This window comes from Rhodoferax sp., from assembly GCF_010365055.1.
Taxonomy (GTDB): Bacteria; Pseudomonadota; Gammaproteobacteria; order Burkholderiales; family Burkholderiaceae_C; genus Rhodoferax.
This window is the reverse complement of sequence record NZ_JAAFHA010000042.1, coordinates 1-24,460: the sequence shown is the minus strand read 5'-3', so window position 1 is coordinate 24,460 and position 24,460 is coordinate 1. Positions and strand designations below refer to the sequence as shown.

Annotated in this window: 19 protein-coding genes; 10 read left to right on the top strand and 9 right to left on the bottom strand. The window is 62.3% G+C overall.

Annotated features, from left to right (window positions below):
* The first annotated feature begins 55 nt into the window (after nt 1–55).
* Nucleotides 56–685, top strand: a complete 630-nt coding sequence (locus tag GZ093_RS11295; protein WP_296485951.1) for a response regulator transcription factor — start codon at nt 56–58, stop codon at nt 683–685.
* On the opposite strand, the gene GZ093_RS11290 is transcribed toward GZ093_RS11295, so the two are convergent.
* From GZ093_RS11290 to GZ093_RS11280, 3 genes are all read right to left on the bottom strand, one after another.
* A complete protein-coding gene (locus GZ093_RS11290) occupies nt 655–2,619 on the bottom strand; it encodes an ATP-binding protein (RefSeq protein ID WP_296485948.1) in 1,965 nt (654 codons plus the stop codon). The genes GZ093_RS11295 and GZ093_RS11290 overlap by 31 nt on opposite strands.
* The gene (locus tag GZ093_RS11285; RefSeq protein ID WP_296485946.1) at nt 2,616–3,494 is read right to left on the bottom strand and encodes an ABC transporter substrate binding protein; all 879 of its coding nucleotides are present in this window, start codon (nt 3,492–3,494) and stop codon (nt 2,616–2,618) included. The genes GZ093_RS11290 and GZ093_RS11285 overlap by 4 nt, the downstream gene beginning before the upstream one ends.
* A gap of 65 nt (nt 3,495–3,559) precedes the next feature.
* Nucleotides 3,560–5,557 (bottom strand): TonB-dependent receptor, encoded by a 1,998-nt coding sequence (locus GZ093_RS11280; protein ID WP_296485944.1) that lies wholly within the window; start codon nt 5,555–5,557, stop codon nt 3,560–3,562.
* A gap of 92 nt (nt 5,558–5,649) precedes the next feature.
* Between GZ093_RS11280 and GZ093_RS11275 the strand changes: the two genes are divergently transcribed.
* On the top strand, nt 5,650–6,279 hold the full coding sequence (locus GZ093_RS11275) for a hypothetical protein (protein WP_296485942.1): 630 nt from the start codon (nt 5,650–5,652) through the stop codon (nt 6,277–6,279).
* Between the two features lie 62 nt (nt 6,280–6,341).
* Here the strand turns inward: GZ093_RS11275 and GZ093_RS11270 are convergent, their stop codons facing one another.
* The 3 genes from GZ093_RS11270 to GZ093_RS11260 form a co-directional block, all read right to left on the bottom strand.
* Nucleotides 6,342–6,638, bottom strand: coding sequence for a hypothetical protein (locus GZ093_RS11270; RefSeq protein ID WP_296485941.1), 297 nt, complete (start codon nt 6,636–6,638; stop codon nt 6,342–6,344).
* Nucleotides 6,639–6,781: 143 nt separating this feature from the next.
* Nucleotides 6,782–8,932, bottom strand: coding sequence for an ATP-dependent DNA helicase DinG (dinG, locus tag GZ093_RS11265; protein ID WP_296485940.1), 2,151 nt, complete (start codon nt 8,930–8,932; stop codon nt 6,782–6,784).
* Nucleotides 8,933–9,053: 121 nt separating this feature from the next.
* On the bottom strand, nt 9,054–10,082 hold the full coding sequence (locus tag GZ093_RS11260) for a PHB depolymerase family esterase (protein WP_296485939.1): 1,029 nt from the start codon (nt 10,080–10,082) through the stop codon (nt 9,054–9,056).
* Nucleotides 10,083–10,399: 317 nt separating this feature from the next.
* Here GZ093_RS11260 and GZ093_RS11255 point away from each other — a divergent pair, with 317 nt between their 5' ends.
* The 6 genes from GZ093_RS11255 to GZ093_RS11230 all read left to right on the top strand — a co-directional run bounded on the left by GZ093_RS11255 (nt 10,400) and on the right by GZ093_RS11230 (nt 16,582).
* Entirely contained in the window at nt 10,400–11,917 is a 1,518-nt protein-coding gene (locus tag GZ093_RS11255) for a Ppx/GppA phosphatase family protein (protein ID WP_296485938.1), read from the top strand.
* 104 nt (nt 11,918–12,021) lie between these two features.
* Nucleotides 12,022–12,513: a hypothetical protein gene (locus GZ093_RS11250; protein WP_296485937.1), complete on the top strand. Its 492-nt coding sequence runs from the start codon at nt 12,022–12,024 to the stop codon at nt 12,511–12,513.
* Between the two features lie 80 nt (nt 12,514–12,593).
* Complete coding sequence (locus GZ093_RS11245) at nt 12,594–13,514, top strand: DUF3616 domain-containing protein (RefSeq protein ID WP_296485936.1); 921 nt, start codon at nt 12,594–12,596, stop codon at nt 13,512–13,514.
* Between the two features lie 39 nt (nt 13,515–13,553).
* A complete protein-coding gene (locus GZ093_RS11240; protein ID WP_296485935.1) occupies nt 13,554–14,804 on the top strand; it encodes an MgtC/SapB family protein in 1,251 nt (416 codons plus the stop codon).
* Between the two features lie 150 nt (nt 14,805–14,954).
* The gene (locus GZ093_RS11235) at nt 14,955–15,437 is read left to right on the top strand and encodes a fasciclin domain-containing protein (RefSeq protein WP_296485934.1); all 483 of its coding nucleotides are present in this window, start codon (nt 14,955–14,957) and stop codon (nt 15,435–15,437) included.
* An 8-nt stretch (nt 15,438–15,445) separates the two neighbouring features.
* The gene (locus GZ093_RS11230) at nt 15,446–16,582 is read left to right on the top strand and encodes an ABC transporter substrate-binding protein (protein ID WP_296485933.1); all 1,137 of its coding nucleotides are present in this window, start codon (nt 15,446–15,448) and stop codon (nt 16,580–16,582) included.
* A gap of 6 nt (nt 16,583–16,588) precedes the next feature.
* Here GZ093_RS11230 and GZ093_RS11225 read toward each other — a convergent pair whose 3' ends face one another.
* The 3 genes from GZ093_RS11225 to GZ093_RS11215 all read right to left on the bottom strand — a co-directional run bounded on the left by GZ093_RS11225 (nt 16,589) and on the right by GZ093_RS11215 (nt 20,992).
* On the bottom strand, nt 16,589–18,385 hold the full coding sequence (locus GZ093_RS11225; protein ID WP_296485961.1) for a phosphodiesterase: 1,797 nt from the start codon (nt 18,383–18,385) through the stop codon (nt 16,589–16,591).
* Nucleotides 18,386–18,545: 160 nt separating this feature from the next.
* Nucleotides 18,546–20,078 (bottom strand): methyl-accepting chemotaxis protein, encoded by a 1,533-nt coding sequence (locus GZ093_RS11220; RefSeq protein WP_296485932.1) that lies wholly within the window; start codon nt 20,076–20,078, stop codon nt 18,546–18,548.
* Between the two features lie 56 nt (nt 20,079–20,134).
* Nucleotides 20,135–20,992: a GNAT family N-acyltransferase gene (locus GZ093_RS11215; RefSeq protein ID WP_296485959.1), complete on the bottom strand. Its 858-nt coding sequence runs from the start codon at nt 20,990–20,992 to the stop codon at nt 20,135–20,137.
* A 335-nt stretch (nt 20,993–21,327) separates the two neighbouring features.
* Between GZ093_RS11215 and GZ093_RS11210 the strand changes: the two genes are divergently transcribed.
* A complete protein-coding gene (locus GZ093_RS11210; protein WP_296485931.1) occupies nt 21,328–23,283 on the top strand; it encodes a phosphate transport regulator in 1,956 nt (651 codons plus the stop codon).
* The coding region (locus tag GZ093_RS11205; protein WP_296485930.1) for a PEP/pyruvate-binding domain-containing protein at nt 23,280–24,460 on the top strand (1,181 nt) is incomplete at its 3' end. The genes GZ093_RS11210 and GZ093_RS11205, both read left to right, overlap by 4 nt.

Below are 24,460 nucleotides of genomic sequence, written 5' to 3'. Positions count from 1 at the left end.
CTTGACCCAACGCACGCCTTCACCGCACCAAGCCGGTGCATACTCGACGCAAAAGATGAATGCTCTGCAAATACTCGTTGTCGACGACCACGCGCTGGTACGTGAAGGCCTGTGCCAGATACTCCAGGGGCTGGACGAACCGGTCGACGTCCTGCAATCGCCGCATTGCACCCATGCCTTTGAGCTCGCCACCCTGCATCCCGACCTTGATCTGGTGCTGTTGGATTACGACTTGCCCGGCATGAACGGCCTGGACCCGCTCAAGGTCTTGGGTCAGGCGCATCCCGAGCTCCCGATCCTGATGCTCTCTGGCCTGGTCAACCCGCAGATGGTGCACACGGCACTGGCCAGCGGCGCGGCCGGCATTCTATCGAAGAGCGGCGACAGCTTGGAGCTGCTGAGCGCCGTGCGCTTGGTGCTGGCCGGTGAGGTTTATGTTCCCGTCGATCTACTGGCATTCACCAAAACCAGACCCCAGTTCACCCTGCGCCAAGGCGAGGTCCTGGCCCTGCTGCTGGACGGGCGTTCCAACAAGAACATCAGTGATGCACTGGCGTTGAGCGACGACACCGTCAAGAACCATGTCACCGCCCTCTTACGCGCCTTTAACGTGAATAACCGGGTGCAACTGGTGCTCGCTGCCAGCCGCCAAGGCTACGCCCCGTCATCCGCAGCATCCATCTGAGCCCCCAGGCTCAAACGCCGCAGCAGGCTGCGCAGCTTGGCCGGGCGCACCGGCTTGTGCAGCAAGGTCAGTGATGACGCAGCGGCCGCCTGCAGCAGGGCTGCTTCAGTGTCACCGCTGACCAGGCAGGCCGGGATTGCATGGCCAGCCGCGGCCCGCAATTGGCGAATCACCTCAATGCCGTTTTCACCCTCACGCAATCGGTAATCGGCCACGATCACATCGGGTGCAGCGCCGCTTTTGAGCAGCGCCAACGCCATTGCCAACCCTTCCGCTACCACCACCTCGACCTGCCAGGAGCCCAGCAAGCTCACCAGCGCGTCACGCACCAACGGGTCGTCCTCGATCACAAGCACCCGCAGTGCGGCAATGTCTTCAAAAGAGGAAGGCCGCAGCGGACTGCGCCGCTCATGCGCCACACCGGGCGGCGCCAGGGGCACGCGCAAGCTAAAGCGCGTGCCCCGGCCCAGACTGGAGCGCATTTGCATGGGGGTGCCCAGCAGTTGCGCGCTGCGCTCAACAATGCTGAGCCCCAGCCCCTGGCCCTTGTTGCGATCACGCTCGCCGTTGCCGACCTGGAAAAACTCCTTGAAGACGGCGGCCTGATGCTCAGGCGCGATACCCATGCCACTGTCCCACACCTCGATGCGAACGTGTTGGCCGTCAGCGTCAACTCGACACGCCAACAAAACATGACCGGTGGAGGTGTAGCGCAAGGCATTGCTCAGCAGATTGAGCAAAATGCGATGCAGCAGGGCTGAGTCGCTCAGCACCCAAACCTGCGTCGGGCGCACGCGCAAGCCCAAACCCTTTTGCTGGGCGGTCAACGCCAAACTGGCCCGCAGTTGTTCAAACAGATCCGCCAGCGCAAACGCACGCAATTGCACCGGCACCGCCTGCGTTTCCAGCCTCGACACATCGAGCAGGCCGTCCAGCAACTCCTGCAGCGCCCGCACCGACGCCTCCAGGTTGCCAATCAAATGAGCGGTTGACGCCTCATGCGGCAATTGAGCCAGCCGGGCGACAAACATGCCCATCGCGTGCATCGGCTGGCGCAAGTCATGGCTGGCCGCCGCCAGAAAGCGCGACTTGGACAAGGTCGCGGTCTCAGCTTCTTCTTTTTTTTCGCGCAAGGCCTGCGTCGCCGTGGCAATGCGCTGCTCCAGCTCATCGCGGCCGGACTCCAGCCGCTGCGCCATAACGTTGAGGACTTGCTGCACATCACGCAGGGGGTCATCAGGCAAGACCCGAGCACGCGCCGACAGCTCGCCAGCGCCGATGCGTTCAATCAGTCTTGAGACCCGCGCTATCGGCCGAATCACCCCACGGCCCAAGCGCGCCGCCAGCAAGGCGCCGAACAACAGCCCGCCCAAGGTGATCGCCACGCCCGTGATCAGCATCTGGTTTGCACCTTGGTTCAGCGCCGCGCGGGAAAACTCCACCAGCACATAGCCCAGGACAGGCTGCTCTGCTCGTGCGGGGGCAGCCTCACCCCCTGCATTGACATGCGGTGCATACAAGTCGTCAAGCGGGACCTGACTGGCAAAAATCGGCTGCAGCAGCAGGTCGATCTGGGTGCGGGGCTCAAACTGCTCGCTCTCCAGCAAAGTCAGGCGCGGCAGCGTCGTGTAGCCGGCTTGACCCGCGCGCACCAGAAACCGGCCCTGGGCGTCGACAACGGTCATCGACCGGACATCGGACTCCCGCAAGGCGCCACTGGCCAGGCTTTGCAGATGGCTGACGTTGCCTGAAAAGACCCCGTATTCACAGGCCGTGGCGAGTTGTCGGACGAGCGAGCGGGCACGTTGGCGGTGTGCTGTGTTGATGTCCTCGAAACGGGACAACAAGAACACCGCCGCCAACAAGAAAGCCACCAACGCCGCCGGCAACAGCGCGGCCAACAACATCCGGTTGCGGATACCGTCCAGCTTCATGGCGTCGCCTCAGCGCGCAGCAAGCGCGTGCGCAAGGCCGCAGCGTCAAGGCTCAAGCCAAGTGAACGCGCCACATGATCATTGACGGCCACGCTGAAATCCTGCGAATAGAGCGCCGTAGCCGACAAGGCTTTGCCCTGCAGTACGCCAGCGGCCAGGGTGGCCGCTTGCTGACCGATCTGCTCAGGCGTGACGTGCAGGGACAGCAAGGCGCCGGCCTGCGCATAGGCGGGCGAAAAAGCCACCAGTGGCACCTTGGCCCGAAAGGAGGTGAGCAAAATATTTTGAATACTGCTGCTGTTGAAGACCTGCGGGTCCGCCAGTGCCAGCAGCACATCGGCGCCCTCAACTACGGTCTTAAGCGCCGGAAACAGTTGTCCATCCTGCTCGACGCTGGCCGCAAGCAGGCGCAGGCCCCGGGCTTGGGCAAGCGCATTCAACGCGGATGCCTGTGCTTGGGACTCTGGCCCCCATAGCACGCCAATGTGGCGCGCCTCGGGCAGGGCCAACTGAATCAAGCCCAGTTGCCGGCTCAGGGGCTGATCCAGATACAGCGCCGACAACTGGCTGGACGCCTTACGCCCACTGCTGCGCAATACCCGCTCAAAGCTGCTGCGCGGCAGCAGGACGCACAACACCGGCGCCGGCAGCGTGGCCTGCGCCAGTGCCTGCGCAGCCTGGGCACCGAGCGCCACGAACAGCTTGGGTTTCAAGTTGGCGGTGCCCGCAAATTCAGTGGCCGTGAGCAGCAGCATCTCGTAGCGCGAGCCACCGTTGCGCTGCAGTTCACTTACCAGGGCCTGCGCCGCCTGCGCATAGGCCGGGCTGCGTTCACTGCTGACAATCACGACGGTCACAGCCTGGGCTGTCGACATGGCGCAGCAGCAGAGCCAGCAACTCAGCAGCAGAGAGCGCAGGTGCGCCAGCATCGGGGGCGGGCTCAGTTTTCCAGTTGCAGGGTGACGAAGGCGCGTCGCTCGAAAGAAAATGTCTTGCGTTGATCTGTGTAGGGAGAACCCATGTTCTGCACCACCAGCGCCAGTTCGCCCCGGTTGGAGCCAAAACGTAAGGGCACACCCAGGCGCAGATCCGTGCGGCTGATCGTGCGCTTGCTGTCGGTACCGCCGCTGTGCGGTTTGAACTCGCTGGTGTCCTGATGCATCAGGCTCAGGTCAAGACCGCTGGGAAATTTCTGGAAAAAAGTGAGGGAACTTGCCCGATTGGGCGCCGCCAGGGTCGCTCCTTCATTGGCCGAGTTGATCGACGTGAAAGCTTGGTTGAAGATGAGCTGCGCGCCCTGCCAGGCGCGCCACTTCAACTGGTACTCAAGCCCTTGAATACTTAGATTTTCGCCATTGACGTAATCCGCCGGGCGGGTGTCATTTTTTTGACGCAAGAAGCCATCAAACTGCTCATGAAAGAGGCGCACATCCAGGTCGAGTGCCAGCTTGGGAAAAGCACCCAGATAACCCAGTTCGCGCACCAGCAGGCCTTCGGGCCGGGCCCTGCCGCTGGCCAATATGGATACCGCTTGCGGAACACCTTCGGTTGAGACGTAGCGCACGTCAGAAAATGATTCAAACGTACTCGGTGGCCGCAGCGCCTTGGAAACACCAACTCGCAAGGTTTGCGCGTCCGCCACGTGCCAGTTCAACATCAGTCGCGGGGACACCCCGTCTCCAGAGACGCTGCTGTGTTCCAGCATCAGCCCCGCATTGACGATCAGGTCCCGGGCGGCGCGCCATTCGGCATTGCCGAACAAGCGGCTGAACTCAGTCACAAAAGTTGAGTCCGTGTTGTAGAGCCCTTGGGAGGCCACCTCCTCATGCCGAAATTCACCGCCCCACACCACCCGCAGGTTCGAGTTCAGACGCACCGTATGTTGCAGTGAGACGGCATCACTGCTGGAGCGGCCGCTGGCGTCAAACAGCGCCTGGCCCAACACCGGGCGCCCTGAACTGTTGATTACCGGGCCCACATACATAAAGCTGTCGTCATAAGTCTCTTGGGAGTGGGAATACGCGAACGCCAGATCTTCATCGGCATTGAGAACGCGCCGCCAGTCCACCTGTGCGTAGCCCGACTTAAAGGCGGCGTCGCGCAGGGCGTTGTCAATCTTGCCGGCAATGCCTTTGCCGAATTCAATGACGAGGCCGCCCGCGCGCAGGCCAATCTCATCGCCTGCGCCTGAGCGCACATCGGCCCGCAAGTTGGCGCGGTCAACCTGGTTATGGCCGTTCGAGCCGGCCAGCCCATCGTCGCTGCGGCGGTCCACCGTCAAACGGTAACTGGCATCCGGTTGGCCCCAGCCAATGCGCGCTTGGCCATCGCGCACACCGTTTTCGCCAGCGCCCAGCGTGGCCTGCAAACCCAGGGTGTCGAGCGTGTGGCGCGTGACGATGTTGATGACCCCGAGCAGGGCACGCGCGCCATAGGCCGCCGAGTTGGAGCCACGCAGCACCTCGATGCGCTCGATATCAGCCAGCGCCACGGTCTGCAAGCCCGGGCCCACACTGCCAATGAAGTAGGGGGAATAGACCGAGCGGCCGTCAATGAGAACCTGGATGCGGTTGGAGTAAGAGTCAAAACCCCCGTGGTAGCTGGCCAGTGGCGCGCCGGTTTCAAATGAAGTGCTGGTCTGAAAGCCAGGCACCAGGCGCAGCAGGTCGGCCACATCGCGCGCACCCGACAAGCGAATCATGTCGCGGTCAATGATGGTGACCGCGCCGCGCGTCTCGTCCAAGCGCTGCGGTAGGCGCGACACCGACAGCACAATCGGCATCTCGGCCAGAAAATCGGCCTCGGACAGCGCGCTGGCGTGCGTGGCCGCCGCTTGATGCGGGTCAGGCGCCTGCGCGATGGCCAGGTTGACGCTGGCGAACAGAACAAGCGCTGCACCCCAAGGGCGCAAGGCAAAACGTAACGGTTTGTTTCTCATCGGGTCAATGTACCCGATTGCCCCGCCTCGCCCCGTGGCGACATCAGAACTGCCGCGCGGCCCGCGCTCCTGAACGCCATAATGAAGTCACCATGGCCAAATCCGCACATTCCAAACCTGATCTCACCGACGTTACTGCAACCGACGCCCGCAACGGTCTGCGCCACAAAGTCGGCGACGCCATCCTGGGGCTGGTGTTGCGCGTGCCCGGCTCCAGCGAACACGAAATGGCGCAGCCCGACAAGCGCGCCCGTGCCCTGGGGCGCACCGCCGCCCGCCAGGCGGGTGTGATGGCCGGGTCGCTGGCGCTGCCACCGGGCTTTCTGGGCTGGCTGACGGTGCTACCGGAACTGGTGGGGGTCTGGAAGCTGCAGGCGCAACTGGTGTCGGACATCGCCGCGGTCTACGGCAAGCACGCCACGCTGGGGCGCGAGCAGATGATTTACTGCCTGTTCAAGCATGTTTCGGCGCAGCTGTTTCGCGATGTGGTGGTGCGAGTGGGCGACCGCTTTATTGTCAAGACCGCCTCGCTGGGTTTCATCCAGTCGGCCGCGCGCTTGCTGGGCGTGAAGGTAACGCAGCGCATCATCGGCAAGAGCGCCACCCGCTTTGTGCCACTGCTCGGCGCCATCGGCGTCAGCGCTTACGCCTACTTTGACACGCAACAAGTGGCCAAAACAGCGATCGAGTTGTTTGCTAAAGAAATTGTGCTCGATATTTAGATAAAATAAGCCTCTAGCCCGCGTGTAATATGCGTTTATAGCTATATATTATATAGCAACTTTCAAGCTTCTGGCGGCTTGTATTCCTTGATTTCCTTGACTTCGGCGTCAATCACATTGGCGTCATCGCGCCGGGGTGGCGCGCCGTTCGCCGGTGGGCGATAAAAGCGCTGCCACGTCCCTTGCCGGTTGAACTGAAAGGTCCAGGGGCTCACGGGCTGCCCGGTCAGCTTGGCCCACAACGCGCGCAGCAGCCACAGCAGCAACACCAGCACGGCCACCGCCAGCAAACTGGCCATGAAAATCAAGCCAGCCAGCAGCAGCGCCACGCGCACCAAAAATCCAAAAATCGTATTCATCATCACTTTCAATTCAGAGCATCCCTGATGCAGCCAGAATAGTCCATTCGGCAAACCCCCATGAGGGCCAAGGAACTTTCGGGATTCAACGCAGAAAGCACTTGCGGCCGCAGCCCGACATTGCAAGCCCAGGGCTCGCCACGCTACATGGCCCGCAACACGCCCCCGGAGCGCCGCAACACGGCATAGGCGGGCAGGCCTTGCAGCATGCGCCGCCCAAAGCCCATGGTGAGCAGGCGCCGGTCATAGCAGATCACGGTCGCCACGTCGTCTTCGGTGCGGATCGCGCGCCCGGTCCATTGCAGCAGCCGAATGCCGGCAGCGGGCACCACCAATTCTGAAAACGGGTCACGCCCGACACTTTTGAGCCATTCGGATCGCGCTTCTTCGACCGGGTCCGAGGGCGGGCTGAAGGGCAATTTGGCAATCAACACGGTTTCACACAGCCGCCCCGGCAAGTCCAGCCCTTCGCCAAAGGATTGCAGGCCAAAGATCACCGAGGGCCGACCCGACTCGACCCGCGCTTGGTGCATGGCCAAGAGGCGCGTGCGGGGCAGTTGCCCCTGCACCAGTACCACGTCCTGCAGCGTAGGGCTCAACGCATCGACCGCCGCCTTCATTTGCACGCGCGAGGTGAACAGGGCCAACGCGCCGTGTTCGATCTGGCTCAGATCCAGCAGCAGCTCGGCCACCAGCTCGCGCGTGTAGGCCTCGACGTTCTTCGGGTCGGCCGCAGTTTCGACCACGATCAGGCGGCCTTGGGCGGCATAGTTGAAGGGGCTGGCGACCTCCAGCGTGGACACCGTCGCATCGTTGTCGAGCCCAGCTTCCTGCAGAAAAAAATCAAAGCTGCCGCAACTCGTCAACGTGGCCGAGGTGATGACCGCGCCGCGCACCTGGCGCCACAGGCTTTGCTGCAACAGCGCGCCCGGCACGATCGGGCAGGCGTGGGCGCTCATGAAAACCAGGCCAGAGCTGGTGTCAGACTTGAGCCACTTGGCCAGCGGCTGCGGCTCGTGCGCCAGCAACATGGCGCTGGTGGCCAGCACACTGGAGAGCTTGGGCGCCAGCGGCCCGAGCTTGGCGTACAGGAGCGAACTGCTCAGCGCCAGCGCCGGGTCTTCCTTGGCCCGGCGCTTGAGCTCGGCGCCCAGAGCTTCGAGCACACTGGACAAGCCACGGGCGTGGCCCTGAATCAGCGTCATCGGGTCCAGTAAGACACTGGGCAGCACACCGTTCTTGAAGCGCTGGGTGCCGTCATAACCGCTGCCGCCGCTCTGCAACAAGTCCATGGCGATGCGGCCGACATCGAGCAGGGCGGTCTTGAGCTGCTGCGCCAGCGTGTTCACGTCCTGCTCGGGCACGCGGTTGATTTTCTCGCTCACCTCCAGCAGGATTTTGGGCAGTTTGTCGAGCCAGCGCAGGCTTGACAGCTCCATGCTGCTGGAGAACTGGTCCAGCGCGACAGCTGGCAGGTGGTGCCCTTCGTCAAACACCACCAGGCATTTTTCCAGCTCGGGCAACGCATTCATGCCCAGCGAGGCCAGCACCAGGTCGTGGTTGGCAACGATGACATTCGCTTCGGCCAGTTGCGTGCGCGCCAGGTAGTAGCTGCAGTCGCGAAAGCGCGGGCAATGGCGCGCGGTGCAGCTGTGGCGCTCGGCGGCCACGGCCGACCAGTCGCGCGCATCGGGCTGCTCGGCCAGCTTGTCGCGGTCGCCGTCCCATTTGCCCTGGGCCAGGGCGCTGGCGAGCGTGTCATAGAGCTTGAAGCGGCGCTCCTCGGAGTCCACGCCCTGCAACTGGGCGGCAAAGGCCGCGCGTGGCGGCGGCGTGTCTTCATCCACGCCAAACAGCTCGTCGCTGAGTTCATCGCCGCCGGGGCCAGCCAGGCGCTCGAGCTTGAACTTGCAGACGTAGCGGCCCCGCCCCTTGGCCAGCGCAAAGACAAAAGGCGTCTCCAGCACGGCGGCCAGCGCCGGCAGGTCCTTGGTCATCAGCTGCTCCTGCAGCGCCACCGTGGCGGTGGAAATGACGACCCGGGTCTTGCGCGCCAGCGCCAGCGCCACCGTGGTGGCGAGGTAAGCAGCCGACTTGCCCACGCCAGTGCCGGCCTGAATCACCGCAATTGACTTGTGCGGCTCGCCATGGTCGCCCAGCGTCACCCCCGACAAGGTGCTGGCAATCTCCTGCGCCATGTCGCGCTGGCCCGGACGCGAGCGAAAGCCCGCAGTGGCGTCCACCATCTGGTCAAAAGCGGCCAGCGACAGGCCCGCCAGGTCGTCGTTACTCAAGCGAATGGCCCCCGATTGGGTTGTTTGGATTGATTTTGCACAGCGGCTATTACACCGCCTTCACGACCTCGGCCGCCCAACACCCGTTCAAAAAGGGCTTTGTGCTGTGGGAAAGACAGCGTCACGCCGCCACGCTGGCAAACTGTTTGGTCACGAAGGCCCAGATCATGCGCGAGGCATCAGGCCCGGCCGGGTCGCTGTAGGGCTGGCCGGCAGCGCCGCCGCTCCAGCCATGGCCCAGACCCTGGACGGCGCACACGGTAGCGACCAGTTGGCCGTCGGCCCGGTAATCGGTGAGGATCGCGGCATAACGTTTGCCGCGCTGGACCGTGCGCGGCTGGCCCGCTTTGGCCTGCACCCGCGTCGCCCACAGCCGCGCGGCGTCGGCGCCGTTGCTGGGTGAAACGACGCCATCCGCACTGCCATGAATGACCAGTAACGCCGGCAAATGAGTGCCTGGCGGCAGGGGCGCCAGCGTCACATCGGCGGCGCGGCGCCCGCGCATGGCCGTCATCGCGCTGACCGACGAGTGGGCCACCCCCGGCGCGATGCCGGAATGCATCACGATTGCCCGAAAGTGTGTCGGCTGCAGCGCGCCCACCAGCGCCGCCATCCCGGCGCCGGCCGAAAAGCCGGCGATGGCGATGCGTGCCGGGTCGACCGCCTGCTTCAGGCAGACCTGATCGATCGCCGCCATGATGGCAGCCGCCTCGGCCTGCGCGCGGCCGGTGCGGGTGTCAAACCAGTTCCAGCAGCCTTGCGGGTTAGAGAGCCGATCTTGCTCCGGGTACAGCACCAGAAAGCGCTGGCGGTCGGCGAGCCGGTTCATCTGGCTGATGGCGGCTAGCGCCTTCGCGTCTTGCGAGCAACCGTGCAGCATCACCAGCAAGGGCAGGCGCTCGTTGCGCCGCACGCTAGGGGGCTGGTACAGGCGGTAGCGCCGCGCACCGGTGGCGCCAAGCGTCACACCCGTGCGCCAGCCGGGCGCTGCGCGGGTGGATTTTTTGGCGCTGGCCTTGAGCGGCCTGGGCGCAGCACGCAAGGCCTGCGTCACGGCTTGGGCGCCTGCACTCATTGCCGTGCGCGTCATGGCCCTCATCGTGCGCTGGAGTGAGCGGCCCCAAAGGTTGCCGGTTGTGCGTCTTGTCATGCGGTTGGGAATCAGGGTTGTTGGTGCATTGGATGGGCCAGGCCCGAGGCCCGGTCAGGCTCAGGTCGATGGTCACGACTCGCTCAAGCCCATCGAGCATGCTCATTTGCGGCAAGCGAGTCTGTTCGCTGGCATACCGACGGGGCAGACTGCAAAGATTACAACCACGGCATGATTATCCAAATAATTTATGCCTAATAGCGCTGGGGCCCTCGTCCCTTATGCTTGGCATGCTATTGATTTATATAAATGGCAAGCGTCACCGGGCGGTCCAAACCAAGTGCTATGCTGCACGCCCCAACACAGGAAGATTAGCGATGCAAGAAGGAACGCGCCTGGCGGCGGTCGATTTGGGCTCCAACAGCTTTCGCCTTGAAATTGGTCGGATTGAGCACGGTCAGTTCTTTCGCACGGAATACCTGAAGGAAACCGTGCGACAAGGCAGTGGCTTGGATCTTGAACGCAATTTGACGCAGGACGCGATGCAGCGCGGCTGGGATTGCCTGGCCCGTTTCGGCGAGCGCCTGGCCGGTTTCAACAGGGCCGAGGTGCGCGCCGTGGCGACGCAAACGCTGCGCGAAGCGCGCAACCGCGACGAATTCTTGACGCCCGCCAAGGAACTGCTGGGCTTTCCGATTGATGTGATCTCGGGCCGGGAAGAGGCCCGTCTGATCTACCAGGGCGTCGCCCAAGCACTGCCGCACGGGAACGAGCGCCGCCTGGTGATTGACATTGGTGGGCGCTCGACCGAGTTGATTCTGGGCCAGGGCTTCGAGCCCAGCCAAATGGAGTCGTATCGGGTCGGCAGCGTGGCCTGGTCATCGCGTTATTTTCCCGACAACCAGTTCACCTCGCGTGCCTTTGAAATGGCCGAAATTGCAGCCAAGGCGGTGCTGGACGAGGCGCTCAGCATCTACCGGCGCGACGCCTGGGATGTGGCCTACGGCTCGGCCGGTACCGTGAACGCGGTCGCTGACGTGTTGGCCGCCGCGGGTTGGCCGACCAGCCACGTCAGCCGCGCCGGTCTGGACTGGCTGCAGGACAAGCTGCTCAGCGCGCAAAGCGCTGACCGCGTGCGCCTGGCGGGTATGCGCGAGGACCGGCGCGCCATCATTGGCGGCGGTCTGAGCGTTCTGCGGGCGGTGTTCGACTTGCTGCAGATCGACCAGATGGAGCAGGCCATCGGCGGCCTGCGTCACGGACTGCTGTTTGACTTGATGGGCAGCGCGCAGGACGAGTCGGATGTGCGCGCGCGCTCGGTGCAACGGCTGGCGGCCAAATTTGGCAGCAACACGGCGCATGGCTTGCGCGTGGGCCAGGTGGCCAAGACTCTGTTGGCACAGCTTCAAAGCAGCACCTCCAATGCGCAAAACCCAGCGGCCAACCCGGCTGAAGAGCGCTTGCACCGCAAGCTCGAATGGGCGGCGCAATTGCATGACATTGGCAGCCACATCTCGCACAGCGACTACCACAAGCACGGCGCCTACATCCTGGACAACGCCGATGCGATGGGTTTCACCCTGCCCGAACAGCACAGACTCAGCCTGCTGGTGCTGGGACACCGCGGCAAACTGCGCAAACTCGATGTCGACTTTGCTGACGAGCTGTTTGTGCAACAGCTGCTGTGCCTGCGCCTGGCGGTGATCTTGTGCCACGCCCGGCGCGACCCCGACTTGGGCGGTTTGAGCCTGACGCGCGCGCGCAAGGCCAACGCCTTCCACCTGGACTGGCGGGCCGGCTGGGCCCAGGCCTTTCCCCAATCCGCGCACCTGCTGCGCGAAGAAGTGCTGGCGTGGCAAAAGACGCCATGGTCGTTGACGCTGGGCGAGAGTTGAGCTCCAGCGCGCCCACGCGCAAGCGCAAGCGCGGCAGCCGAAGCTTGACAAGCTTCGGTTGAACTATATAAACTGTATAAATCGTTATTTTCAAGGAACACACCATGGCAAGCACAGCTGACAAATCGATCAACAACACACCCAGTGCGACCCAAGGCCAGGTACCGGTCCAGGCTGCGCCTTTGACGAGCGCCAAGGCGCCGGTAAAGGCCGCACGCAAGCCGGCCGCAAAAAAGCCAGCTGCACCCGTCAAGGCCACGGCCAAAGCGGCGGTGAAACCGTCCGTCAAAGCGGCAGTCAAGCCTTTGGTCAAGCCCGCAGCCAAGGCAGTGAGCAAGGCGGTGACACCGCCTAAGACCGACAAGAGCAGCAAAGACAAGAAGCCCAAGCTGGTGCGGGACAGCTTCACCATTCCCAAGGCTGAATACACCGTCTTGGATGAACTCAAGCAACGTAGCGGCAAACTGGCGGTGGCGGCCAAGAAGAGCGAATTGATCCGCGCCGGCATCAAGGCGCTGGCCGCCATGTCCGATGCGGCGCTTTTGGCAGCCTTGAAAGCCGTGCCCGCGATCAAGACCGGGCGGCCGAAAAAGTAATTGCCAACGCCGGCGCTGTGCGCGCCAGGCTCGCACAGCCCGCGCCATGAACTCACACCACCTTTTGAGTCAGGCCTGCCATGCCACTGAACAACATTCTCATGTGTCTAGCCTTGACCGGCTTGTATGAACCCTCTGCGGTCCAGCAGTTGCCGGACGGGCGTTTCCTGGTGGTTGAAGATGAAAAACAGCAGCCCTTGAGTCTGGTCAGCATCAGTCTGGAAGGCAAGGTCAGCAGCAAGGCGCTAAAGGCCGGACTGTTCCAGTGGGGCGACACCTTTTGGAAGCTCGACGACCTTGAAGCGCTGGCGCTCGACCGCTCGGGCTACATCTATGCCAGCACCTCCCATTCACGCAACAGCAGCGGCGACGAGAAGAAGGCCCGCGACAAACTGGTCCGCTTCAAAATCGAGGGGGACAAGGTGGTCGGGCCACAGGTGGTCACCGGTCTGAAATCCGCTTTGGCAGCAAAGCACCCGGTGCTGGCCGCTGCGGCTGCCCTGCGCGATGTCAAGACTGACGGCGGGCTCAATATCGAGGCGATCGAGATCAGCCCCGACCAGCGACTGCTGATCGGCTTTCGCAGTCCGCTGCAGGGCAGTCGGGCCATCATCGCCAGCGTCGAAAACCCCGGCGCCATGTTTGATGCCGGCGCGCCAGCGCAGGTCGCCCCCGCGCTGCATACGCTCGACCTTGGCGGCAACGGTATTCGTGGCATGGCCTACATTCCCGCCCTGGGCGGTTACCTGATCATCAGCGGCCCGGTTTCCCGTGAATCGGGCCATTTTGGACTCTGGCTCTGGAACGGGGCACCCGCGGCGCCGGCGCGCTGCGTCACCGTGCCGGGTTTGCCGGGCTTCGAGCATGCAGAAGGGGTGAGCGCCGCGCTGATTGACGGCCAGCCGCGCATCCTCATCGTCAGCGACGACGGCAACCGGCAAGAGGGGCGTTACGCCCGCTATGTGCTGCTGGACCCCGCGCAACTGCAGATCGCGCCCTAAGCCGCCAGCGCGCCAACCAACCCGAAAGCCCCCTTTCCCATGGACGATTCCCATCTGGCGCTGCGTTTCGCCGTGGCCATCGGCCTGGGCATGCTGCTGGGCCTGGAGCGTGAACGCAGCAAGGTGGAGGACGGCGGCGCGGGCGTGCGCACTTTTGCGCTCATCGCCCTCAGCGGCGCCCTGGCCGGCCATCTCGGCCAGAGCCTGGGGCTTGACTGGCTGGCGCTGGCGCTGTTCGTCGCCGTAGCGGCGCTGATTGTCGGCATGTATGTGGTGACGGCGCAGCACGGCGACACCGGCATTACCACCGAGGTATCGGCCTTGCTGGCTTTCTTGCTGGGCCTGCTGTGCGCGCGGGACCAACTGCAGCTGGCGAGCTGGATCGCGGTGGCCATGGCACTGTTGCTTGCGCTCAAGGACTGGCTGCACCAGCTGGCTCGGCATATCAACGCCACCGATGTCGAGGCGACTTTGAAATTCAGCATCGTCACGCTCATCATCCTGCCGCTGGTGCCCGACATCAATTACGGGCCACCGCCCATGGACGTGGTCAACCCGTACCAGATCTGGCTGATGGTGGTGTTGATCTCGGCGCTGAACTTCAGCAGCTACCTGCTGATCAAGATCGTGGGGGCCGAGCACGGCGTGGGCCTGGTCGGCCTGCTGGGCGGCCTGGCCTCAAGCACCGCCGTCACGCTCGGCTTCTCGCAGCGCAGCCGGCAAACCGATGCAGACGCGTCGGCGCTGGCGCTGGGCATTGTGCTGGCCTGGACCGTGATGTTCTTCCGCGTTGCGCTCATGACCGCGCTGATCAGCTGGGACCTTGGCCGCCAGATCGCCTGGGCGATGGGCTTGCTGTGCGTGGCCGGCCTGGGCGCGAGCTATTGGCTGTGGCAGCGCAACCGCAAGCGCGAACGCGGGCACGTCGAGCCTGGCAACAACCCGTTTGAGCTCGATCAAGCGATCAAGTTTGGGCTGCTGTTTGGCGTGGTGCTGCTGGTCGCCCGGGCGGCGCAGGTCTATCTGGGCGATCTGGGCCTTTATGTGGCGGCCGCCGTAGCGGGCTTGACCGACGTCGACGCCATCACCCTCGCCATGGCCAACCTTGTGCACGGCGATGCCTCCAACCTGCAGGTCGCGGCGCGCGCCATCGTGATCGCCGTCATGGCCAACACCTTGACCAAAAGCGCCATGGCCATCGGTATGGGCTCAGCCGAACTGCGTCGCATCACGCTGCCGATTGCCATCGGACTGCTGGCCACGGGCGCCGTTGGTGCGCTGTTGCTCTGAAAAATCCAAGTCGCGTCCGCGGGCGACAACGAGGCGCAACACCGGTTGGGCGCACCTTCATCGCTAAATTTTCAACGTCCATGCGATCGTCACGGGCTTGTCACATGACAAAACTATGCTCTTGTCTTTTATCAGCCAGGAGCTTTTTTCATGTTCAACCGTCGAGTTTTAGGTCTTGCCCTTGTTGCCGCAACCCTGGCCGGATGCGCCACCGCGCCTCACCCGGCATCAGTGGCAGACATCATTGCCAAGAACCCGTCACTGAGCACAATGAACGGCTTGATCACCCAGGTCGGCCTGAATGCCACGCTTCAAGGCGCTGCCCCTTTCACGGTCTTCGCGCCAAGCAACGAAGCGTTCAAGTTGGTGCCAGCCAAAACCATGGATGACTTGGCAAAACATCCGGAAAAGCTCAAGGATGTTTTGGGGTTCCACGTCATCGCGCAGAAATTGACAGCAGCGGATGTCAAAAACAGCAATGCAAAAGCCTTGAATGGCGGCTCAGTCGCACTGTCCAGGGCCGGCGACTTCGTCATCGTTGAATCTGCCATGGTGACGCAATCAGATATTCAAGCAAGCAATGGTGTGGTTCACATCATTGACGCTGTTCTGCTTCCACCGCAAAAGAAGTGAGGGCGCCTGTGTTTGACTGGACCCGCCGCAGCGTCTTGCGCGGTGCAGCAAGTCTGGCGGCCAGCGCCGCAGCGCCAGGCTGGTCCCAATCCGGCAAGGCTGCAGGTGCCCCGCGCGCTTTGGCCGTGGCCCAGATTGTCGACAGCACACCAGGCCAGTTGGACGTATCACGGGACTTTCTGATTGGGTCCCGCGCTGGCTGGCAGGAGATCAACAAACAAGGGGGTGTCAACGGACGCACTATCCAGCATTTGGTCCTGGAGGTCGACGGCAGCGCCGCCAGCCTGCGCGGCGCCCTTGATACGATCCAGAAAACGGCCAATTGCGTGGTCCTCTCTGGCACCGCGGGAGACCGTGCCGCCAGCGAGCTCGTGGCATTGTTGAAGCAGGATCAGCACGACATGGCGCACGTTGCACCCTGGCTGCAAAATTCTGATCTGGATGGTGACCCTCGCACCTTCCCAATTTTCGCCTCACGTCAGGATCAAATCGCACAAGCCATTAAATCGCTGTCTTTGATGGGTGTACCCGAGATGGGAGCCGTCTACGCGTCTGAACAGGAGTACTCGCTGTACCGCAAGGATGTTGAGCGGGCGAGCGTTGCCTTGAAAATAAGACTGTTGTCTTTCAAACCAACTGGAGGCCTGACACAACTTGGAAAAGGCCTGAACGCTGAAACGCCCCGGATTCTATTGTTTCTAGGCGGAACACCAGAGCTCGTTCAATTTACCCAGAGCATTGACAAGCAGGCTCGGCAACGTTACGTGCTTGCGCTGGCGGATGTGAACCTGCAAACCCTCATGCAAATGGGTGCATCGCGTCACACACCGATCATGGCCACACAAGTCGTCCCGATGGTCAACGCCTCTGTGCCCATCGTGAAGTCCTACCGTCAGACACTGGCTCGGCTTTTTGATGAACCGCCAACTCCCCAGAGCCTGGCCGGCTATATTGCCGCACGCTACACCAGTGAAGTATTGAGCACCGTGCAAGGCGCCCTGACGCGTCAGACTGCCTTGCTGGCATTCCAACAGCGTCAGGTCGTTGACTTGAACGGGTTTCGCGTCAGCTTCAATGCCCAAGGACGAGGCGGCTCGTACGTTACACAAAGCATGATCACCCCGGACGGTCGACTGCTGGGCTGATGACCCTCAGCAACTGCTGAAGTCAAGGGTATCGCGCACCAGCAGACCCACACCGTGGGTCTTGGCGTCATGCTTGGCCCGTGCCGCCACCGACGCGACCTGCTCGGCATTGGCATACTCGTCGCGCGCGACTTTGACGGCACCGATCGAGATCGTGGTCAAAGGGAAGAAGCGGGACACCCCGTGGCGGTCTTCGGCTTGAATGCCGCCCGCCGAGCGGGCTTGCGGGTCAAACAGCGCAACGGCGCACTCGGCGAATTCAGTGATGAACTGCTCACACTGCACTTGCCAGTCGGCACTTTGATACAGGATGACGAAATCGTCGCCGCCGACATGCCCGACAAAATCACGCCGCGGATCACAGTGAGCCAGGGCGAGCCGAGCCACCAGGCGAATCATTTCATCGCCGCGCCAGTACCCGTACTGGTCGTTAAAGGGCTTGAAATGATTCAAATCAGCGTAGCAGGCGACAAAATCAACGCCGCTTTGCAGGAGCCGCTCAATGTGCTGGCTGATCGGAATGTTGCCTGGCAAAAAAGTCAAGGGGTTGGCGTGGCGGGCCGCTTCAATGCGTGTTTCGGTGACTGATCGAACGAGTTGATCACCGGTGCCCAGACCGACATATCGACCGTTGTCCGTCACAATAAAACCATCGGCCAGGTAACGCTGGTCATCCGAGGTGAGAATGCCAATCAGCTCGTCAACATTGTGGTGGCGCTCGATCAAGCGGGGTTCCCGATTGGCATGCACCCCGCACGGCTTGCGACCCCACACCTCGCGGTAATACAGTTTGCTGTATTCGTTCATGAAACGCGAACGGTTGATGATCCCCACCGGGCGGGTGCCATCAACAACTGCCGCTGCGTGCAGCTTGGTGTGCGTCATAAACAGCGTCGCCAATTCATCGTTGGTCGCATCCAACCCGACAGCGGGCGCCTCCAGCACCAACAGGCGCTTTAAAGAGCCCGCGTTGGACGCCCGCCGCAACTCCGGGAACACGGCGACGCGGCGGTCCTGCATCACGGCCATGGCCGGTTCTTCGATCTGCTCCCGCGGCAGAGCTGTTGGACGCCCAAGAAGAAATCCCTGCCCGTAAGAAATGCCGAGATCGCGCAACACCCGCAAGTCATCCTCGGTTTCAATGCCTTCGGCCACCAGTGCGGTATCAAAGATAGTGGCAATTTGTTGCAAGGCCTGAATCGTCTTGACTTTGTCGGCGTGCAGGCTGAGGTCCTTGGTGAAGTACTTGTCGATCTTCACAATCTCGGGCTTGAGTTGCGACCACAGGCGCAGACTCGACCGACCATCACCAAAATCATCCAGTGCGATGGAGACGCCGACCGCACGCAGCTCGCCCACGACACTTGCGAAGTAATCCATGTCGGTCACCCGCTCATACTCGGTGATCTCCAGCACCAGCCGGCGCGGCAAAACACCCAAGCCGCTGACCAGTTCGATCAGGGCATCACGCCCGCATTGTTTCAAAACCTGTACCAGCACTTGCGCGCTGATATTGACAAACAGTCGTCCGTTTTGAAGCAGCGTGCCCCACTGATCCAGTGCGGCGATGACGCAAAGGGTTTCAAACTCGAAGTTCAGACTCTCATGTGCTGCGGCTGCCAACAGCACATCGGGTGTATGAAATGAAGTGCCTTGTGGCCCGCGAATCAGGGCTTCATGGGAATAAATGGCACCATCGAGCAGCGACACAATGGGCTGATAGACCGGGTGGAGCCCGGTGCCGCGCATCAAGGCAGCGAGTGGCCCGCACCCGTGCCGCACGGCATAGGAACGCGTCACCATCAACATCGCCCTGGCACTGCCCATCTGGCTGTGACGCGCATCAACTGAGTTGAATTCAATTGCAGGCCGTGCAGTTGCTGCGCCCGGTTGAACCCTGTTCAAGAGCATTGCTTTCTTTCAAAAAAAGGCATTGTTTTAGTCTGGCAGGCTGTCGGCACCGTCAGCGAAAGGCCAGGGCAAGCGCCGGCAATCGAAACTGCCCCGCCATGTCGCGCAAATCGCCAGCCTGCACCTGCAAACTCTGGGCAGCGGCCGCGGACTCCTCGACGACGGCAGCGTTCTGCTGGGTCATTTGATCAAGACGACTCAGAGCCGCATTGATACTCAGCATGCTGGCGCTTTGCTCACGGGTGCCGGTGCTGATGTCGCCAATCATCTGGACGACCCGCGCCACTGCATCATCGATGGTGCTCATGGTGTCACGCGCCTGGCGTACATGGAGAGTGCCAAGTTCTGCCTTGTCCACCGAGACGCCAATCAAGCACTTGATTTCCCGCGCCGCCACGGCGCTACGGTTGGCCAGCGCGCGAACTTCGGCGGCCACCACCGCAAAGCCGCGCCCGTGCTCACCGGCGCGAGCAGCCTCAACGGCGGCATTGAGCGCCAGGATGTTGGTCTGGAAAGCGATGCCGTCGATAACCGCCGTGATCTCCGCAATCTGTTGCGACGATTGACTGATGTCGCTCATGGTCTGCATCACTTCGGTCATGGCCTTGCGGCCGGCTGTTGCTTCTACCGCTGCCGATCTGGCCAATGCTTCGCCGCGTGATGCTGCCGCCAAGGACTGATGCATGGTCGCCGCGATCTGTTCCACCGCAGCGGCGGTCTGCTGCAGAAAGGAGGCCGCCAGTTCGGTTCGGCTGGAGAAGTCAAGATTACCCGCTGCAATCTGCGTGGCGCCTTCGGCTACACCATGACTGGCCCCCTGAACTTCAGACACCAAGGTGTGCAAGGAGGCCTGCATACGGCTCAGCGCAGCCAGCAGGCGACCACCTTCATCTCGATCATGTCCTTCAATGGGGTCACTCAGGTCCAGCGCCGCGACACGATTGGCCGCAGCAACCGCTCGCTCAATGGGTCGGGTGATGGCTCTTACCAGCCAAACCGACAACAGCCCTCCCAACACCAGCGCACAACAGCCAAAGAGAACCAAACTCCATTGCGCTGACCGACTCAAGCCAGCTATGTCAACCACAGTGGCGTCGATCCTGGCTTGCCGGGACTCCCGCAGCCGACCTATGCCATCCAACAGGGCCCGCGCGGTTGGCGTGAAACGGCTCGCATACACCTGTTCAATGTTGGCCGTGACTCCGCCATCGCGGGCGAGACTCAACTCCTGCCGCGCTTTCAGAAAATCACGATTGGCCTGCAGCATGTGCCCAAGCATCAATTGATCATCGGGACTGGTCAGTCGAGAGCCCAATTGACGCAGCAATTCGTCCACTACGGCGGTCGTCTGCTCAATCTCTGGAATCAGCGCGTCCCCGACCTGGGGTTCAGAGCTTAGAGCGAATGCCTTGGAGCGCGCCACGTTAACGGAGAGATGGCGGTACAAGTCCACCGCCAGACGCTCGGTTGCCATGGCGTCGTCGACCATCTGAGCGGTCTCGTGGGACACCCGCTGCAAAGACCAGATCCCCATTGCCAAGCCGACCAGCGCAACGGCCAGAGCAAGCGATAGGAAAGACAACATCTTTTGGAAAAACGACCCCACCTGACTCACATGTGACAGCCACGCGATCAGTTTCATCAGATGCCTTGGGCAACTAGAAAGTGCTTGCGATAGCGGGGCGGCAAGTCGTTGATGCGCATCAGCATGGGGAGGTCAGCCGTGTTGAAATCCGGATCCCAGGCGGGTGCGCCGAGAATCTTGGCGCCCAGTCGCAAATAGCCCTTGATCAAGGCCGGCGGCTCAACGGACAGGCTGTGGTCCAGCCGATCCACGGGCAGCGGCAAGCGCGGATGCACATGGTGCTCAATCGGTGCCAGATGCGTTGCCTTGAGTTGATGCCAGATGCTGGCGGCCACATTGCCGCTGACGATGCCGTTATGCAGCATGGGAATGCTGGCGCAGCCAATCATGGTGTCGAGCTTGTTACGCACCATGAAGTCGGCCAGTGCCCCCCACAAGGCCATGATCACGCCCCCGTGGCGGTAGTCCGGATGCACGCAACTGCGCCCCAGCTCTACCATGCGATCACGCAGGCTACGCAGGCGGGTGAGGTCAAATTCGAGGTCGCTGTAGGTGCTGCCAACGCGCCGGGCTTGGGCCGGCGTGAGCAGGCGGTAGGTTCCCACCACCTCCTGGGTCAATTCGTCGCGCACCAGCAGATGCTCGCAATAATTATCAAACAAATCCACATCGTGACCGGGCAAATTCGTATCCAGCCGGGCCCCCATTTCCTGGGCGAAAACCTTGAACCGCAGGCGCTGCGCTTGGCGAACTTCATCCACGTGTTGCGCCCATGAAACCACGAGCGCGCCGCGCTCAGCTGGCGCGACAGATTCGGGAAGCGCTGCCAGCAGAGGCGAGTGAGTTCGATGAAGCAAGCCCCGGGGCAAAGACAGCGGGGACAACGGAAAGGTGGGGCTGGGTAGTTCTCGCATGTCATGCTCCTTTGGATAAATGGACAAACCGGATTGACTCGAAGTGACCCCGATCTTGGCGGTCTCGCGTGACAACCCGGTGGCAATTTCATGGCAGTTTCGTGACATGATTTACGCTTGCAGTTGTTCGACCGTAGTGCGCAAGTCAGCCCCCCAGACGCGCCACATCACGCGTGGAGTCACGCTGAATAAACACCGTGCCACGGTGGGAAGCCAGTGCGCCAATCAGGGAGCCAACGCCAACCCTCGACCTGGTCTCGGCAGCCCTTGTCATCAAACTGTCACGCCCTCTATCCAGAATGACTTTCGGATTCCGCCACGAATAGAGAACTCTCATGCTCAAAGAGAAAGCTGTCGCGTCACTGGGCCAGCAGTCCCTGTTGATGCCTGCGTGGGTCAAGGCTGCTCTATTGGCCAATGATCGCCTGAAGCTGTATCTGTCGATGCTTCAGTCAGCCGCCCAGCATGCCAACTCACCGGAGTCACCGCTTGTGGACTGGGGGCGCGACCTGGCGCAAGTCGGATTGCATGACTCAGGGTGGCTTCAGGATTTGGTCAAGACCGCGTACTTTGATGAGCGAACGCTGATCATTCCTCAACTGCGTCAACTGCTGGACGCCCTGTCCACTGACCTGTCCATCATGGCTCGACCGCTTTGCGACAGTAGTCGGGAGATCGACCCGGATCTGGTGGCCCGACGTGAGCTGTGGCTTCAAAGACTTCATGCGTTGGAGGATGATGAAGGACTGGCCCGTGAGTCACTGGCTGACTTGACCCAGGGCAACCGAAAGCATGGAGACAGCTTCCATATCCTGGTGATGGATCTGCACAAGCAGCTCAACGCGATGGCCAGCGAGATTGCCACCGAGAATCTGGAGGGTGCCCATGTCTGGCAAATAGAGGATGCGGATCGTCCGCTGATCCGGGCATTCATGCGCGGATTGCAGCGCACGGCACCGCTGAAGTTTTCTCATCCGGGCCTGGACACCGCTGTGACCCGCGATGGCGCGCGGCTTCTGATCCAGAACGACATCGGAACCAACGATGTGCACGTTCTTGTGATCGAAGTGGCGCAGCGCAGGATCAGCCTTACCTATTCCGACCTGCACGGCGCACGCTTTGATTTCTTTCGAGACATGCTCGAAGTGGTCGGCTTTGAGTGGACTGTGTTCGACCCGATGACGTCCGACGGCCTCAATGCTGGCAAGCCCTACCAGGTGGGCAAAGCCACATTCCAAGCACAGGAAGACGCCCGCCTGATGGACGCCCTGGAAGCAGCCGCCTCGCGCATCGTGTTCGTCATCGACTGGAACCGTGCCCGCAAGCGTCTGCAGAACTTCGTGCGAAAGCCGCAGGCAGTTGCCATCCTGCATCACGCCGCGAAGCAGGAGTGGGGCCACATGGCCTGGCTGCTGGCGGGTGGAGAGCGACTGGTCTTCAATGCCATGCAAGCCGTGGACAGCGAGGCATTTCGCGTCGGCGATCGTCTTGACGAGGTGCTGGGCGAGGCCGCCGCGACCGAGTTCCTGCTGGAGCTGATGCGCATCTCCAGTGTCATGCTGCGTCAGCAGCAGCCGGTGGCTCTGTTGGCTGACGAGGCGCGGATGCTGCTCGCGCGCGTGTTGCGCCAGCGAACCTTCGAGTTCGACCTGCTGGCCGAACATGCCGCCTACTGTCATGCGCTGGCACTGGCACTGTGCGATGCGCTCGAAACCGGAACTGCTGTGGACGACGCCCAGAGCGCCAGCCGCGTGTTACGGGCCAAAACCTGGGAGCGGCGGGCCGACCACTTGCTCATGGACGCACGCCAGCGCGCCGAGCGGCAAAGCCGCTGGGCGCCCGTGGTGGATCTCCTGGAAAAGTCGGACGATGTGGCGGACGCCTTGGAGGAAGCCTTCTTCATTCACTCCATGACGCTGGTGGAACCGCTGTCAGGCCTGCCCGCACCGGTCAATGAGGTGCTGCGCCGCTTGGCCGACACGACGCTCGCGGCAATACAGGACCAGGTCAGGGCCATCGAGATTGCGCGCCATGTCAGCGAGCGCAGCGACCCCGCCGAAAGTGAGCTGTTCTTGCAGACGCTGTGGCGCATGTTGCGTGCCGAACGGCTCTGCGACGAGCTGTCGCGCCAGGCCCGTGTCACCATTGTTCTATCCCTGCAGGGCTCGCCGGCCGGCCTGCTTTTGGCCAGCGACCTGGCTGCCACGATCGAAAAAGCGTCGGACAGCCTGCTCGCAGCGGGCTATGCGCTACGCAAGATGGTGCTCAACAAAACCGGGATGGCTGCATGAAATCCGCGACCCACTGGCCAAAAAATTTGTATTTGATTGCCAGCGGCAACGCGCCGCCCCATCACAAGCCGAACCGGGAGAACATGGGGTCCAAGGCCTTTAACCTGCTGCGCATGGCCAACATCGGGCTGCCCGTGCCGCCGGCGCTGGTGATTGGAACGCATTACACGAGAGCCCCCGATGAATGCATGCTGCCGGTTTTCACGGTCGGGCTGGCGGCCCTGCAAGAAGCAGCGGGTCTGGTGATCGGCGATGCGCGAAGACCCTTGATCGTATCGGTGCGCTCGGGCGCACCCGTGTCCATGCCGGGCATGATGGAAAGTCTGCTCAATATCGGCCTGTGTGACCAGACCATGGCCGGCCTGCTGCGGCAAACCGGCAATCCACGGCTGGTCTGGGATGCCTACCGGCGCCTTGTCGCCAGCTACGGCGAGGTGGTGGCGGGCCTGCCGGCCAGCGTGTTTGAAGACGAGATCGAACGCGCCACCGAGGGCCGCGATGAACGACTGCTCGACTTCAGGGAATTGCGCGATTTGACCCATCAGTTTCTGTCGATCTACCAGCAGCATGCCGGGCAGGCGTTCCCGCAGGATGTCAACGAACAGCTGTCCGGCGCCATTTGTGCGGTCTTCGCCTCCTGGCACGCCGAGAAGGCGCAGGAATACCGCAAACTTAAGCAGATTGACCCCGCCATGGGCACGGCCGTGACGATTCAATGCATGGTATTTGGCAATAGCGGCGGCCACGCCGGTGCGGGCGTGGGCTTCACCCGGGACCCGATGACTGGCGAACGCCGGCTGTGGGTTGATTTCCTGGCCAATGCCCAAGGCGAAGACGTCGTGGCTGGTCGCCGCAACGCCCACGGACACCAAATGCTCGCCAGCGTGGCGCCGGATGCCTGGCGCAAGCTGGAAGAGTCGGCGCAGGCGCTGGAGCGTGAATTCACTGACATGCAGGATTTCGAATTTACGGTGCAGGACGGCCAGCTGCACTTGCTGCAAACGCGCTCCGGCAAGCGCACACCTCTGGCGAGCGCGCGCATTGCGCTCGATCTCATGGACGAGGGTCTCATTGACGCCGCCACCACGCTGGAACGCACCGCCGAACTGCGGGAAGAAGATGTCGGCACGCTGCGGCTGGCGTCGCAAGGCAGGCCCGATTCCGCGGTCGAGCCGCT